Source organism: Burkholderia sp. MSMB0856, from assembly GCF_001524645.2.
GTDB classification, from domain to species: Bacteria; Pseudomonadota; Gammaproteobacteria; order Burkholderiales; family Burkholderiaceae; genus Burkholderia; species Burkholderia diffusa.
This window is the reverse complement of the sequence record NZ_CP013428.1, coordinates 952318-967232: the sequence shown is the minus strand read 5'-3', so window position 1 is coordinate 967232 and position 14915 is coordinate 952318. Positions and strand designations below refer to the sequence as shown.

The window sequence follows — 14915 nt, the reverse complement described above, 5'->3', positions numbered from 1 at the left end:
GTGAGTACGCTTTCGAACAGACCGCTGCTCGCCGCATCCGCATCATGGATATCGTCCGGCCGCACGGAACGAAGGCGTTCATGCGGCCCGGCGTGCTGAAGGCTTCACACGAGGACCGCATCATGGAATGGCATTGTTGTGAATTCGAACATCTGAGCCCGATCGATCTCTACGCAATCCTGCGTTCGCGAAACGCGGTGCTGGTGGTCGAGGACGCGCACACGCATCTCGACATCGACGGCAAGGATGCGCACGCATTGCACGTGTTCGCGTGCATGCACAGGGGCGACACGACGGAAGTCGTCGCCTACGCGCGCGTCCTCCCCGGCGACGACGCCGATCCGGACGTCGTGATCGACAAGGTGCTGACAAGCGAGGCATGTCGCGACGACCGCACCCTCGAACAGCTGATGCAGCGCGCGCTCACGGCCGCGCAAGCCGCATGGCCCGACGTGGCTGTGCGCACGCACGTGCCCGCACAGCGTCAGTCCTTCTACAAGCGTTTCGGATTCCGCAAGGCCTACGGTCCCTATCTCGAACAGGGCGCGCCGTTCGTCGGTCTCGTCCGGCCGGCAGACCGCGCCGCCGGCGCGCTGCGTCAGCTCCTGTCACGGGCCATCTCCGCACCGCGATCGCGAAACGAGGACGCACGCGTCGACGGCCGCGCGCACAACCGGCTGCCCGCCGACACCGGAGCCAATCGATGAGCGCCACCCTTCGCCCGGTTCCCGACCCGGAGCTGCCCTGCATCCTGCCCGTCATTCTCGCCGGCGGTTCGGGCACGCGCCTCTGGCCGTTGTCGCGAGAGCAGTATCCGAAACAGTTGATCGAGCTGACCTCGAACGAATCGCCGCTGTCGTCGACCGCGCGCCGCCTGAACGGCATCGCGAACGCGGCACTCGGCGACACGCTGCTGCTGGTATGCGGCGAACAGCATCGCATCATGAGCGCCGCTCAGGTGGTCGGGCGCGCGGCGCCTCCCCGTATCCTGCTCGAACCGGCCGCGCGCAATACGGCACCCGCGCTGACGCTCGCGGCACTCGACGCCAGTGCGCTTGCGGACGATCCCATCCTCGTCGTCATGCCGGCCGATCACGTGATCGGCGACGTCGCCGCATTCCAGGAAGCGATCGGACGTGCGGCGCGCTACGCACAGGAAGGCGCGATCGTCACCCTCGGCGTGCTGCCGCGCCGCGCGGAAACCGGCTACGGGTACATCCAGGTCGGCGAACCGCGTGCCGGTCGCCTCGGCGGACAAGGCGGCTATGCAATCGGGCGGTTCGTCGAGAAGCCGAACGCCGCACTCGCCGAACGCTACCTGCATTCGGGCGATTATTGGTGGAACAGCGGGATTTTCATCACGCGCGCATCGATCTGGCTGAAGGCCATCGGCGCGCTCGCACCCGACATCCATGCGGCCTGCGACGCGGCATGGCGCGCGGGCACCGCCGAGGATCCGTTCTTCCGCATCGACGCGGCGGCTTTCGACGCGTGTCCGTCCGACTCAATCGACTACGCGGTCATGGAACGTCTCGCGGAGAGCCCCGAACTTGGCATCGAAGGCATCGTGGTCCCGCTTTCCGCAGGCTGGTCGGACGTCGGCACCTGGGATGCGATCTGGGAAATCATGCCGAAGGACGATCACGGCAACGTCGCGCGTGGCCCGATCGTGTTCGAGGACACGCAGGACAGTCTCGTGCGCTCGGAAGGCCGCCTGATCGCGTGCGTCGGGATGAAGGACGTCGTCGTGATCGAGACACCCGATGCGGTGCTGGTCGCGAACAAGCACGACGTCCAGCGCGTGAAGAACATCGTCACGCGCCTGAAGACCGAGCAGCGCCCGCAGGCAAGCGAACACCGCAAGGTGCAGCGGCCGTGGGGACACTACGATTCGATCGATCTCGGCGAGCGGTTCCAGGTGAAGCGGATCGTCGTCGAGCCCGGCAAGCGGCTGTCGCTGCAGATGCACTATCACCGTGCCGAGCACTGGATCGTCGTGCGCGGCACTGCGAAGGTCACGCGCGGCGACGAAACCTTTCTGCTCAGCGAGAACGAATCGACCTACATCGCCGTCGGCGAGGTTCACCGTCTCGAGAATCCCGGCCGGATTCCGCTCGAGATCATCGAGGTGCAGTCGGGTGACTATCTCGGCGAAGACGATATCGTGCGATTCGACGATCAGTATGGGCGGCCGGTCGTCGAGACCGCGCGGCAGCGACCGTCGCTCGCCTCGCGCGAACCGGACGAGGAAGCCGCGGAACGCGACGTCATCCGGTAGGCGCATGCGAATCGCGGCGGCGCGCGCGACGATGACGGGCGCCGCCGCGCGAACAAGCGGCGGCGGACCGCTCACCGTATGTCGCTTCGGACCGGCGGCCCATGCGACGCATCATCAGTCGATTCCGCCTTGCGACCAGCGCGCCTGCCTGACGGACTCGCGCACGCGCGGCAACAATGACGTATCCGCGCCGACGGCGTCACCCGCCGCCGACGGCGATTGATGCCCGGCCGCACACGGCGTGCCCTTCGCCCGCCCTCCCGATGCCATCGCCGGCCGGCTGGTCGCGCAATCGTGCGCCGGGTCGATCCGGACCGGCATTCCGCCGATCTCCGATAATTTGTTGTCCGCAAGACGCACGCCCGACACGTTTCCCCACAGACGAATGCCGTCGAATCGCGCATGCGATACGCGGTTGCCGATCACGGTCACGCGCGACACCGAACCCGACCACGTGCTGACCTCGATTGCCGCCTGCTGTGTGATCGGGCGATGATCGGGCCGGCCCGCCGCGGTCTGGATATCCGCGATCGAGTTGCTCTCGATGCGGATGTCGGACGAGCCGGCGGTGCGGTTGCTGTCTTCCTGCGCGACGAGAATCCCCGAGCTCACCTCCACGTTGCGCACGATGTTGTTCGAGATGGTGACGTTCGCGCCGCCGACCACCGTGATGCCCCGGCCCCACGGATTGCCCTCCAGCGAGTTGCCGGTAATCAGCACGTTGCGCGTCAGCACGCCTTCCGCCTGGTAACTCACCACGGCGATCATGTCGTCGCCGGTGCCGCGCACGACGTTGCCTTGCACGAGCAAGTTGTGCGAGCCGTGCGTCATGTGAATGCCGTCCGCCAGCGTCGACAGCACCTCGTTGCCGACGATCGCGACATCCGCGCCGCCGAACACGAAAATGCCGGCGCCGGCGCCGCCGTCGATCACGTTGTCGAGCACCTGCACGCCGCGCCCCGTGACCTCGACCTTCGTCGATGCGGGCGTCGTGAGCCGAGTCGTGCCGGTTCCCGCGAGCCGAAAGCCGACGAGTGTCGTACCGTCGCCGCGCATCTCGATCGTCTGGTCGTCGGGGGTTGTCGCGATCAACGTCGCGCCGTAGCCCGACAACACCACGTTCGGCTGCCGCACGACCAGCGAACGGCCGATCACGTACCGCCCCGGCGCGAATATCAGTCGCTGGCCCGGCTGCAATGCGTCCAGCGCACGTTGCAGCATGTCGGCCTGATCTGCACCGTCCGCGGCGGGACGCACGTATGCATCCGGTACGCTCGCATGAAGTGCGCCGGGTGCGGGCGTGCCGGATGCCGCCACGGCACTACCCGGCCACGCCAGCCCGCCTGCAATGCACATGCCGGCGATCGCCGCGCGTGCGAGGAACGGGCTTGGTGATCTACACATATCGAATCGACTCCCTCGAATGACTTCATGCGCGTCGGCTGGCGCAGCCGAACGCGGGATCCCAGCCGGATTGCCTGCCCGTGATACCGCCGAAGCGGGCGACGCGATATGTTCGATTAGATCATTCGAACCAGCCGCGTTTCGGTGCGTCAACAGACCAATGCATCCCTCCTGCGCGGCGCGCGCTCACGTACCGTTGATCATTCGTCGCGCCTCCCGTGACGCGAATCGCCGAACGGTAGGCTCGCGAACCGAGTGCAGATCGGCGACGCGTATCATGGTCATCGTGCGACGCGACCGTGGTACGGCATCACCCAAAGACACCGGCCGCCGCCGATCCGGCGTCGTGGTCCCGACGGGGTCCCATGCGCGCCCCACCCACATCGTCCGCTCTTCGCTCGTCCAGAACCCGTTCATGACCGACCTGACCATCGCAATCTGCAACTACAACCATGGCGCTTACTTGCGCGACGCGATCGATTCGGCGCTCGCACAGACCGCGCACGGTGTACGCGTGCTGGTCGTCGACGACGGTTCCACCGACGATTCGCGCGACATCATTCGCTCGTACGGCGAGCGGGTGACGGCGGTGTTTCAGGAAAATCGCGGTCAGGTCGCCGCATACAATCGCGCGCTCGAGCACGTCACGACGCGCTACGTCATCCTGCTCGACGCGGACGACCTGCTCTATGACGACGCCGCGGTCCGCGTGCTGGCCGCGTTCGCGTCCGGCGACTTCGTGAAGGTGCATTTCCGGCTCGACGTGATCGCGCGGGACGGTGCGGTGACCGGGGCGAGCGTGCCGCAGTCGGCCGTTGACACCGATTGCGGCCGACTGTTGCGCGCGGGCTGGCTGTACCCGTCGCCGCCGGCATCCGGCAACGCGTATCGGGTCGATGCACTCAAGCGCATCTTTCCGGTGCCCGTCACGCCGGACAACCTGCATGGCGCCGATTTCTACGCGATCTACGGTATCGCGTTGCTTGGCGCCGTGCACATGATCGATGCAACGCTCGGCGGCTATCGCGTGCATCAGCAGTCGGATACGCGGCCGGCCGAGGACACGCCGTCACTTGCCCTCACCAATTCGGAAGACGCCGCGACCGGCGCGCTGAAAGCTCAACGCCGTTGGTCGACGCTGCGCATGATCGCCGGCACGCGGCTGCACGAAACATTGCCGATCGCGCCGCTCGACTTCGCGATCGAGAAGGCGCGCTTCGCAAGCACGCTGTATCACGCGCCGCTCGTGAGGCGCTGGCGCTGGTTCCTGTGCGAATCCGGGCGCTACTGGCAAACCGTGCTGCGCAACCCGTTCTGGGGTCCTGCCAAGAAGGTGGCCGTCGCCGGACTTTCACTCGCATGCTTGCTGCCGTCGGCAACGCTCAGCAATCGCGCGATTCACTACATCTCCAACCCTCTCGCACGCGTGCGCAAGTCATCCGGGCATCGCGCCGACGCTCGATAGCAGCGTCGGGCCAGCGCATCCCGCGCCAAATCGCTCCTTCGGTAAGCCATCGCACCCAGTGGGCCGCGCATGCGCTGCACAATGATCCGGACCAGTGGATTCACGCGCGCTGACCGGATCTCGCCGTGTTCTCTCTCCAGTCGTCGTAGTCGAACACCGGCATCCGATGTTCGGAGAAATCTGGCCGACGCGTAGCGCGCGGCATGGATGCTTCGTGCCGGATCGTTTTCGGTGCTCTCCGGCAACGTCTACCCGATATTGCATCGGCTGAAATCACCCGGCCGCCTCGCCAGCTCACACATGCGACCGCGACTGCAGGATCCAATGGTCAAGACCACCATGCATTTATCAATCAGGAATGCATAGTTTAACGAACCGGACACCTAGACCGCACGATTTGCAGGCGACTCATCGTCACGATGGGCGATGAGTGTGCGATCGGATCGCCAGACCCAAAGATGACCAAAGAAAAGATCGTTCATATTGCCGAGGCATTTGGCGGCGGCGTGCTTTCGATGCTGACCCATCTCGCGAACCATGCGGCGGCATCCGGTGTCGACGTGACGGTTCTGCATTCGATCCGACCGGAAACTCCGGCCGATTTCTCGACGCTGTTCCTGCCCGACGTGAAGCTCGTATACGTCGAGATGGCGCGCGAGGTGAGCATCAAACAGGATTTGCGGAGCTTGCGTGCGCTGGTCCGGAACCTGCGCGACTGCAAGCCGACCGCGATTCATCTGCACTCGTCGAAGGCCGGCGTGCTGGGGCGAGTCGCCGCCCGGATCGCCGCCCCGGACGCAAGGGTCCTCTACTCGCCGCACGGACTCTCGTTCCTGCGCCGCGACGTATCGCGCATGAAGCAATACGCTTATCTGAGCTTCGAACGCATCGCGGCGCATATCGGCGGAACCATCGTCGCGTGCTCGGGCAGCGAACTCGCCGAGATCAGGGGAAAGGTTCGTGCGAAGTCGGCCGTCCTGGTGGAAAACGGTGTGAATGCGGCAGAGATTCCGCTGCGTCGAACGCGCGACGATCGCAAGGTCGTCATCGGGATGAGCGGTCGGGCGTCGTTCCAGAAGAATCACGAAGCATTCGTGCGTCTGGCCGACGCGCTGCACGGCGCGGACGTCGAGTTTCTCTGGATCGGCGGCGACGCCGCCGAAATTCCGGACCCCGGCCAGCGCCGCGCCGTCGTCTGCAGCGGCTGGGTAACCCGCGCACGCGCGCTCGCGCTGACGTCGGAACTGGACATCTATGTCCAGACTTCCCGCTGGGAAGGCATGCCGGTCGCGCTGATCGAAGCGCAGGTCGCCGGCATACCGGCCGTGGTGACGGACGTCGTGGGCAATCGCGACGTGGTGATTCACGGCGTGACCGGCTACGTCGCGTCGAACGCCGACGAGATGACCGCATATCTGAGCCTGCTCCGCGACGACCGGCAGCTTCGCGAGGATATGGGTGCGGCTGCCCGGCAACGGGCGATTCAGCGATTTTCGATGAACGCGATCTTCCGTCAGTGGCACGCCCTTTACGGACTCGACACCGACGAGCCGCGTGTCGACACGCGCGACTTCAAGCCGGTTGTTCCGGATCACGTCAAAGCCTGATTCCGAATTCGACATTCCCTTATCGACATGACCGCTTTCAAGAAATCGAAGCAACTCGTCTACAACGGCCGATTCACGACGCAGAAAACAACCGGCGTGCAACGCGTCGCGCGCGAACTGATCGCCGCACTGATCAAGTTTCAGCCGCAGGATCCGGTGACCGTACTGGTGCCGCCGCAGCCGGGCGTCGAGGTAAGCGGCGCGAAGACGGTCAAGGTGGGGTTTTACAAGGGCGTGGTCTGGGAGCAGCTGGTTCTCCCGTTATTCGCGCGCCGCGGCCGCATCGTCAATCTCAGCAATTCGGCATCCATTTTCATCGGCAACCAGATCATCTACATGCACGACGCGGCTGTGTTCGACACGCCCGCGCATTTCTCCAGGGCGTTTCGCGCGTGGTACCGGATCATGTTCTGGATCCTCGCGCGAACCTCCGTTTGCGTGCTGACCAACTCCTCTTTCTCGCGGGATCGCCTCGCGCATCACTGCGGCGTTTCCGCGGAGAAGATCAGCGTCGTACCGCTCGGTGCGGATCACCTCGACGCCCTGGAACCGGACACGAGCGTGCTCGACAAGCATGCGCTGACGCCGGACCGGTTCGTGCTCGCGGTCAGCAGCATGAATCCCACCAAGAACTTCGGCCGGCTGATCGCGGCGTTCCGGCAGATCAACGATCCGTCGGTCGATCTCGTCATCGTCGGCATGCAGAACGCCACCGTGTTCGGCAAGCAGGATCACCTCTCGGCAGCCGAGCCGAACATCAAGTACGTGGGCTACATCAGCGACGAGCAACTGAAGGCGCTGTACCAGAATGCGGCGTGCTTCCTTTACCCGTCGATCTACGAAGGCTTCGGCATACCGCCGCTCGAGGCGATGCGATACGGCTGTCCGGTGGTTGTCGGTAAATCGGCCGCACTGCCGGAAGTCTGCGCCGATGCGGCGTTGTACTGCGATCCGTATTCGCAGGACGACATCGCGCAGAAGTTGCGGAGCCTGCTCGATTCCGCCGAACTCAGGGCCGAGCTCAAACGCAAGGGAAGCCTGCACGCGGAGAAATATCGCTGGAGCCGAAGTGCCGAGATGATGAAGGAGATCTTCGAGTCGCTGTAGGTCGATCGCGGCGTGTCGTCATCGGGAAGCGATCGATCGACACGCCCTTCTCTCATGCGCCTCCCCGCGCCCCGATCGAGACTCGCAGTTTCATGTAGTCGCGCCGCCACCGGCCGGCATGCTCGGCAAATCGACGCAATTACACGACGTTGACCGTGCTACCGGCCGCGGCCCGTCGATTTCCGAACAGGCGTTTGCCGAGATACGACCTGATCGGCTCCTCGACGAATTTCGCGAGGACGGCAGCGGAGACGATCGAAACGCACGCCGCAAGCATCGCCGTTCTGACGACGTGGATGTCGCCATGCGGTGCATACGCGAACACCAGCCTTCCGATCGGGTAATGCACACAATAGAGCGGGTAAGAGATCCAGCCGAGGAATGCACTGATACGGGCAATGACCCTGCCGCTCGGAGCCAGCATGGCACCCCGATAAACCAGCGCAGGCGCGACGAACCACAGCACGGCCAGCGCGTAAATCCCCTTGATCGACGTCGGAAACACGACAACCAGCAGGAAAGCGAAAAACAGCATGTAATCGCTCTTGATGAGCCCGGCGACAAACCAGTGCGGCCTGGCCAAGAGACTGGCGTCGTGCATCTTCCCGATCGCCACTCCCAGCAGGAACCCGTAGCCGACTCTGAAGAACCCGCCGATGAAGTTATCGGCCGACCAACCCTGATTCAGGATGACGGTCAGTTTGTCGTTGTCGAGGCCTACGAGCCATCCATACACGACGAAAGCGCCGAGACATGCATACGCCAGTCGCAGCAGATTCCGCGCATTCGTCCTGATCGCCGCGATCAGGACGACACTCGCGAACAGCTCGAAGAACAGCGACCATGCAGGCGGATTGAGAGGAAACACTCCCGGGTCATCGACTGCCGGCAGGCCGTGACTTGCAGCGCCGACGAAGCCCGACACCGAGAAACGACCGAGATACGGAACGAGGAAATAGTTCTGGCCGGTGGCTGCCGCCAGGTTACCCAACGAAAACGCCGCCGACGCGTGGATACGCATGACGACAAGGCTCACGAACCCGATCGTGAGCCCGATGCATATCATCGGATACAGGCGTATCACGCGTCGCTTCAGATACTCGCCCCACCACGACTCCTGACGCAATCTTTCGCCATAAGAGTGCGTCAGGATGAATCCACTCAGCATGAAAAAAACGTCCACCGAAAGATACGCGCTCTGCAGTATCGGAATCGGCAGATCCTGAAGGAAATGCATGAACATCACGCTGATTGCCGCAATACCGCGCAATCCGTCCAGAATTTCAAACTTCTGCTTGTGAGTAGCCATGAAAAGTAGCGGCTCGGGGAAATATTGGTTTTGGGACCCGGCAATCTATGAAGCGGTCGCATGCCCCGTACCGCGCGACCCTTGCTGTTATCGCGACAACACTGGATCGATGTCCGCGGCGCGATTCCCGCGCGCGATGGCGCGCCTGCTTCCGTCTCCATCTGGTCCGGCGCCGACGGCCTCGGGCGCCGCGCGCGCCCGAGGCTTGGCGAACCGGTGAAATACGGCGATGAGCAGTACGACCGGAACGAAATTCCGCCCGCTGAACAGGTTCGGGGTCCGCATAACTTCCATGACCGACACGAACAGCACCGCGTGTACACAGCACCAGAAGCCGTTCCCGCTCCGCCAGCCCGCATAACTGCGGCCGACCGCCCAGCCGAGCACGAGCGCGTCGAACAAGCCGAACCAGCCCCACTCGTAGAAGTGAACGAAAATCCCTGACGGATTGTTGAACTCCGGATCGGCGTAGCCATTCAGGAACAGGTTGATGCTGTCTCCCGAGTCGAGCCACGGCTGCAACGTCGCTCCGATGATCGGAAAACGCAGCAGCCAGTCGAACGTAAACATCGGGTGGCCCTGGTCCCAGCCCAGCACACTCAGTATTCCCGCGCCGTTGTTCAACGACGTCGAGTAGTACAGGCCGAGACGTTCGAGCGCGAAATCGAACAGGTTGTCGTAGATGTTGACGTAATAGGCTTCCCACGACCGGTTGTACTCGTTCGCGATGAACAGCCCGAACAGCAACGGGATCGCCGCATACGGGCCGAACGTCAACAACCGCGAATACCTGCCGCCGAGGCGGAATCGCACGACCATGAGCGCAAGCGGCATCACCATTTCGATCAGCGCGAGCCGCTCGGCGAAGATGAAGCTGCGCAGCAGTGTCAGCACCGCGAGCACGGCGAAGTAGATCTTGTAACGATTCAAGCCCTTTACCGGTGTCCTGAACACATAGAAATACAGGACAACGTATGGTGCGGTCGCCTGCGTGAACGTGCTGAGACCCGTGATGCGCCCTTTCAGATCGAGCATGTCGTATGCGTTCGCTTCACCGCGGACGAACGCGACCAGCAGTGCAGGATGCGTGACGATGCCGCTCAGCAACAAGGCGTAGCCGAACAGAGCAAGCGCGAACACGAAATCGAGCACGCGAGGCGACAGTTCGACCTCGGCTGGCGGCGGGCCGCGTCGCGTCCGCACTTCGGTCGTTGCGAGCCATGACGCCGCCATCACCACCATCAGGAACAGCGCGCCGACGAACGCGTAGTAGCCGTCGAAGTAGATCCGCGCAATCGACTTCTGGTCACCCAGCAGGCTGAGCGACAGCAATCCGTACAACGGCAGGATGAACATCAGCACGAGGCGCGCCGGATCCTCCCACCAATAGCCCGTATAACCGCCCACGCCACCGCGCACGCGCGCCATCCTGCGCATCGTCGCCGGGCGCTGTCGTGGCTCGCCCCGTGCGCCGCCTGCTCGCCGGTTCATGACACCCGTTCCACCCGTTGCCGCGGCGCGATCACCCCGGCATATCCGGACGCGGCCTGATGCGTGTTCGTATCCGTATAGCCGTAGTCGTAACGTCCCGGCGCGCCCTTGTAATCGTTCAGGACCACACCGCGCACGTCGATATGCGCGTGTTCGAGCCGTCTCGCGCTTTCGTCGAGTTCCGCGAGCGTCGTCACGCCGCTGCGCGCGACGAGGAATACGGTTCCCGCGAGGCGGCCGAGCACCAGCGCATCGGCCACCGGCAGCAACGGCGGCCCGTCGATCACGACCATGTCGTAGCGCGATGCGACCTGCTCGATCAGTTCGGCGAGTGCCGGCTGCAGCAGCAGTTCGCCAGGATCGGGTACGACGTTGCCCATCGCGATGAAATCGAGACCCGGCACGACGCCGCGCTTGATCGCCTCGTCGAGCCTGTGGGTGCCTGCCACCACGTCCGACAGGCCCGGTGCGCGGCTATAGCGGAACCGCTCGTGCAGCGATCCCTTGCGCAGATCGGCATCGATCAACAGGACTCGTCGCTTCGCCGCGCCGACGAGCGATGCGATATTCGCGGCGACGAACGACTTGCCGACGCCCGTGGTCGGCCCGGAGATCAGCACGACGGGATTCGACGCGCCCGGCATCGACAGTTGCAGCGCCGCGCGGAAATTGCGCAGGCTTTCGAGCGCCGCGTCCTGCACGGCCACCGGCGGAACCGGCGCGCGCGCGCCGCGCCGTCCGGCCTTCGAGCGCAATTCCGCTTGCGCCGCGGCCGGGCTGTGCGGCACGGTCGCGAACACGGGCAGCCCGGTCGTCCATTCGATTTCCTCGGCATCGCCGATCGTGCCGACGATGCGCTGCCGGACGATCACGATCGCCGCGCCTGCCAGCAGGCCCACCATCAACAGGGCGATCACGGCGACCCCGCGATGCGGACCGATCGGCTGCTCGGCGACCTTCGCCGTATCGACGATCCGCACGGTGCCGGTCGTGCTGGCCCGCGCGAGGATCATCTGCTGACGCGTATTGAGCAGGTTCGTGTACAGCGCCGTATCGACGGCCACATCGCGCTGCAGCTGCAGCACGCCCTGCTCGACGGTGGGCAGTTGCTGAATCTGCTTGCGTGTCGTATCGAGCGAACGCTGCGCGTCGGAGAGCTGGGCATCGACGGCCACCACGGCCGGATGCTTCGGCATGAAGCGCGTCAGCAATTCCTCGCGCCGCTGCTGAAGCGTCTGCACACGCGTCTCGATGTCGACCGACTGCTGGCGCAACGCCAGCGCCTCGTCGCTCGTATTGACCGTCCCGTGCGAGGCCCGGAATGCATTGAAGCGGCTTTCCGCCTTTTCGAGCTGCGCCTTGAGCTGCGGCAACTGGGCGTCCATGAAGCGGATCAGCTTGTCGGCCGCCTCGGACTTGCGCTGCGTGTTCTGCGCCAGGTACGCGTCGCCGATCGCGTTCAGCACACGGCTGTCGTGAACGGGATCGGTGCCGTCGAGCGTCACGCCGACCATGTTCGACTGCTTGCCGCGTTCCGAGATCAGCGCGTTCTTCTGCAGCCAGGCCGTCGCCTCCTCGTCGCTGTAGCGCGTCAGGTCGAAGCGTGCGCCGGGCTTGCCGGCTACGCCGCGCACGAAGATGTCGAGCGGCCCCTGCGGCGTCTCGACATGCAGCGGCTGCCCGATGCGCCCCTGCCATGCCGGGCCGCTTCGGCCGAACCAGCCGGTACGCTGCAGCGTGTAGGCGCCGTCGTCGCCGACAGTCAGTGCGAACCGCTTGCCGAGCAGGCGCTTGGGCACGTCGAAGGTCGGCACGTCGATGCGCTCGGTGCCGTACACATAGCCGCCCGGCAACGGCGACGACACCCTGTCGGCCGCGTTCACGAGCCGCCAGCCGATCAGCGGCAGGTAGTGCGGCCGTGCGTCGACGGCCAGATTGGTGCTGTCGATCGCGCGATCGAGCACCGCGCGGGATTTCAGCACTTCGATCTCGGTCGACGCGTCCGTCTTCAGGTCGAACACCGACGACGGATCGCCTGTGGGCGACGTCGATTTCGAGTCGGTCGGGCTCTGCTCGACCTGGAACAGGATGTCGGTCCGGTAGACGGGGGCCGCACACAGCGCATACACGGCGCCGATGAGCGCGCCCGCGAGCGCCGTGCAAAGGATCAGGCGCCGGCCGCCGTACAGCATGCTCCAGTAGCGGCGCACCGGATAGGACGGCCGCAGGGCGGGTCCGCCGTGCGGGTCGGGCAGGGTCGAAGAAGTCATACGGCATCAGTCCCGTAGGCGCGACGCGCGGTCGCGATGACGAAATGGGTCACGAGGGTCACGGCGAAATCGCCTTGGCCGTCAGCGCGCCCTGCGCGGACGACGGAATCAACAGGTTGACGACGCGGCTCCAGCGCACCAGCGACGACGCATCGACGAACACGACGTCGCGACGCTCGAGCGGAAACTGGTCGGCCAGCGCGAACGACGCGGGCGAACTGCCGTCGAGGTGGTACACCCGCGGACGGTTGTCCGGGCCGCGCCGCACGACGAACACCTGGCGCGCGTCCGACGTGTACTGGCTCGCGCCGCCGGTGTCGCCGAGCGCTTCGCCGAGGCTCATCCGGCCGTCGGTCAGCGTCAGCGTCGCGGGCCGCGACACCTCGCCGAGCACGAACACCTTCGCATCGCTCGCCGCGCGCACGCGCACGAGATCGCCATCGCGCAGCAGGATGTTCGACGGGTTCACGCCCGCGGCGATCAGCGCGGGCAGGCTCACGTTCACGGTCCTGTCGCCGCGCGTGACCGAGACCTGCGAGCGGTCGGCCGTCGGCGTGAAGCCGCCCGCGCGGTCGATCGCTTCGGGCAGCGTCATCGGCATGTCGTTAACGATCTGCAGACCCGGCGTGCGCACCTCGCCATCGAGATAGACACGCTTGCTGCGATAGGTCTGCACGCGAAGCGCGATCTGCGGCTTGCGCACGTATTCGCCGAGCCGCTTCGTCAGCAGCGCGCGCGCCTGCGCCTCGGTCAACCCCGCCACGTGCACGAGGCCCGCGTACGCGAACTGCACGTTGCCGTTGGCGTCGACCGTGTAACCGGTCGCAACCGAACTGGCGCCGACACCGTCGCCGCTCCCCGTCGTCTGCGTCGTCGGCAGATTCAACTCGGGGTGATCCCACACGACGATGCCGAGCACGTCGCCGGGGCCGATCGCGTACGGCTTCGGCTTGCCGAACAGTTGACGGATTTCCGCGTCGACATCGGCCGGCCGGCCCGCGTGCTGCTGCGCGACGAATGCCGGCGTGATTTCGATCAGTTCCTCGCTCGACACGTTCTGCACGCCGTCGAAGCCGCCCGAGCCCGACGCATCGGCGCTCACGCGCGCGTTCGCGTCACGGTCGGCGGGCGCCCTGTACGTCATGCCCGGCGACAGCACGCATGCGCTCAGCGCGCACGCGGCCGCCACGATCGCCATGCGCGACAGCCACGGTGCGCGACCGGTGCCGCCCATGCATGGCCGCGGCGTCCCTGGCGTCGATTCGGGTTGCGTGGTGATTGACATCGTGCCCTTCCAAAACTGTGTGGTAACCCGCCGAACGCGGCGAATTCCGGCATTACGCTTGCCGGCGCGGCTCGCATCGCGGTGCCGCACCTCCCTCTACACCGCACGTCATTCCGTACGATTCGTCATGAACTGCTCTTCGTCGCTTTCGTCACTCGTCTGCATCGTCTCGGTCGGCTTTGCCTGCGCCGTCAATGCGCAGACGTTGCCCGCCGTCCCGGCCGACGCGCCGGCGCTCGCATCGTCGGCGGTACTTCCGCCGGCACCGCTGCAACGTTCGGCGCAAGCCGCCGCGACAAACGATGCCGCCGATCCCGCGGCAACCGCTTCCGGGGTCGCGACGCCCGCCTTCGCGCGTCCCGCCGCCAGCGCCGCCGTCCAGCCCGACACGCGCGCCCGTGGCATGCTGCGCCGGCCGCTCGTGCCGGGGCGGCCGCATCGCTCGCACGTGGCCGTTGCACCCGCCGACGACGTATGGCGCAGCGACAGGTTGTACGAGTCGCCCTACGCGAAGTCGCCCTATGAGCAACCGGGTGTTCCGGACTGACGCATCCCGGCCGGTCATGTCGCGACGTGACCAGTGATGCGCCGATACGGGATTGGACACCACGGCGAACGGCGCGTCTGTGAGGGACCCCACCGAACGCCGATCTTCATATGTAACGGGGACCGCACCCCAACGCGCACGACGCGGCACGC

At 65.3% G+C, this 14915-nt stretch carries 11 protein-coding genes; 6 read left to right on the top strand and 5 right to left on the bottom strand.

The window, feature by feature from the left end:
• Nucleotides 1-122: 122 nt before the first annotated feature.
• Entirely contained in the window at nt 123-707 is a 585-nt protein-coding gene (locus tag WS87_RS22005; protein WP_059819647.1) for a drug:proton antiporter, read from the top strand.
• Nucleotides 704-2278, top strand: coding sequence for a mannose-1-phosphate guanylyltransferase/mannose-6-phosphate isomerase (locus tag WS87_RS22000; protein ID WP_059818963.1), 1575 nt, complete (start codon nt 704-706; stop codon nt 2276-2278). The genes WS87_RS22005 and WS87_RS22000 overlap by 4 nt, the downstream gene beginning before the upstream one ends.
• A gap of 114 nt (nt 2279-2392) precedes the next feature.
• Here the strand turns inward: WS87_RS22000 and WS87_RS21995 are convergent, their stop codons facing one another.
• A complete protein-coding gene (locus WS87_RS21995) occupies nt 2393-3682 on the bottom strand; it encodes a right-handed parallel beta-helix repeat-containing protein (protein WP_059818962.1) in 1290 nt (429 codons plus the stop codon).
• 415 nt (nt 3683-4097) lie between these two features.
• Here WS87_RS21995 and WS87_RS21990 point away from each other — a divergent pair, with 415 nt between their 5' ends.
• The 3 genes from WS87_RS21990 (at nt 4098) to WS87_RS21980 (ending at nt 7861) form a co-directional block, all read left to right on the top strand.
• Entirely contained in the window at nt 4098-5147 is a 1050-nt protein-coding gene (locus WS87_RS21990; RefSeq protein ID WP_059818961.1) for a glycosyltransferase family 2 protein, read from the top strand.
• 458 nt (nt 5148-5605) lie between these two features.
• Entirely contained in the window at nt 5606-6754 is a 1149-nt protein-coding gene (locus tag WS87_RS21985) for a glycosyltransferase (protein WP_059818960.1), read from the top strand.
• Between the two features lie 27 nt (nt 6755-6781).
• On the top strand, nt 6782-7861 hold the full coding sequence (locus WS87_RS21980) for a glycosyltransferase family 4 protein (RefSeq protein WP_059818959.1): 1080 nt from the start codon (nt 6782-6784) through the stop codon (nt 7859-7861).
• 139 nt (nt 7862-8000) lie between these two features.
• Here WS87_RS21980 and WS87_RS21975 read toward each other — a convergent pair whose 3' ends face one another.
• The 4 genes from WS87_RS21975 to WS87_RS21960 all read right to left on the bottom strand — a co-directional run bounded on the left by WS87_RS21975 (nt 8001) and on the right by WS87_RS21960 (nt 14216).
• The gene (locus WS87_RS21975; RefSeq protein WP_059818958.1) at nt 8001-9170 is read right to left on the bottom strand and encodes an acyltransferase family protein; all 1170 of its coding nucleotides are present in this window, start codon (nt 9168-9170) and stop codon (nt 8001-8003) included.
• Nucleotides 9171-9257: 87 nt separating this feature from the next.
• On the bottom strand, nt 9258-10661 hold the full coding sequence (locus tag WS87_RS21970) for an oligosaccharide repeat unit polymerase (protein ID WP_059818957.1): 1404 nt from the start codon (nt 10659-10661) through the stop codon (nt 9258-9260).
• Nucleotides 10658-12931 carry a polysaccharide biosynthesis tyrosine autokinase gene (locus WS87_RS21965; protein ID WP_059818956.1) on the bottom strand — a complete coding sequence of 758 codons (2274 nt, stop codon included), beginning with the start codon at nt 12929-12931 and terminating at the stop codon, nt 10658-10660. The genes WS87_RS21970 and WS87_RS21965 overlap by 4 nt, the downstream gene beginning before the upstream one ends.
• Before the next feature lie 58 nt (nt 12932-12989).
• Nucleotides 12990-14216, bottom strand: coding sequence for a polysaccharide biosynthesis/export family protein (locus tag WS87_RS21960; protein ID WP_059818955.1), 1227 nt, complete (start codon nt 14214-14216; stop codon nt 12990-12992).
• Between WS87_RS21960 and WS87_RS21955 the strand changes: the two genes are divergently transcribed.
• A complete protein-coding gene (locus WS87_RS21955; RefSeq protein ID WP_236873260.1) occupies nt 14203-14763 on the top strand; it encodes a hypothetical protein in 561 nt (186 codons plus the stop codon). The two genes, WS87_RS21960 and WS87_RS21955, sit on opposite strands and share 14 nt — an antisense overlap.
• Nucleotides 14764-14915: the final 152 nt, after the last annotated feature.

Excerpts from the sequence above, each read along its gene's own strand:
- WS87_RS21985 (WP_059818960.1), top strand. The coding sequence starts at position 5,606 with ATGACCAAAGAAAAGATCGTTCATATTGCCGAGGCATTTGGCGGCGGC.
- WS87_RS21975 (WP_059818958.1), bottom strand. The coding sequence starts at position 9,170 with ATGGCTACTCACAAGCAGAAGTTTGAAATTCTGGACGGATTGCGCGGT.
- WS87_RS21990 (WP_059818961.1), top strand. The coding sequence starts at position 4,098 with ATGACCGACCTGACCATCGCAATCTGCAACTACAACCATGGCGCTTAC.
- WS87_RS22000 (WP_059818963.1), top strand. The coding sequence starts at position 704 with ATGAGCGCCACCCTTCGCCCGGTTCCCGACCCGGAGCTGCCCTGCATC.
- WS87_RS21970 (WP_059818957.1), bottom strand. The coding sequence starts at position 10,661 with ATGAACCGGCGAGCAGGCGGCGCACGGGGCGAGCCACGACAGCGCCCG.
- WS87_RS21995 (WP_059818962.1), bottom strand. The coding sequence starts at position 3,682 with ATGTGTAGATCACCAAGCCCGTTCCTCGCACGCGCGGCGATCGCCGGC.
- WS87_RS21960 (WP_059818955.1), bottom strand. The coding sequence starts at position 14,216 with ATGTCAATCACCACGCAACCCGAATCGACGCCAGGGACGCCGCGGCCA.
- WS87_RS21980 (WP_059818959.1), top strand. The coding sequence starts at position 6,782 with ATGACCGCTTTCAAGAAATCGAAGCAACTCGTCTACAACGGCCGATTC.
- WS87_RS22005 (WP_059819647.1), top strand. The coding sequence starts at position 123 with ATGGAATGGCATTGTTGTGAATTCGAACATCTGAGCCCGATCGATCTC.
- WS87_RS21965 (WP_059818956.1), bottom strand. The coding sequence starts at position 12,931 with ATGACTTCTTCGACCCTGCCCGACCCGCACGGCGGACCCGCCCTGCGG.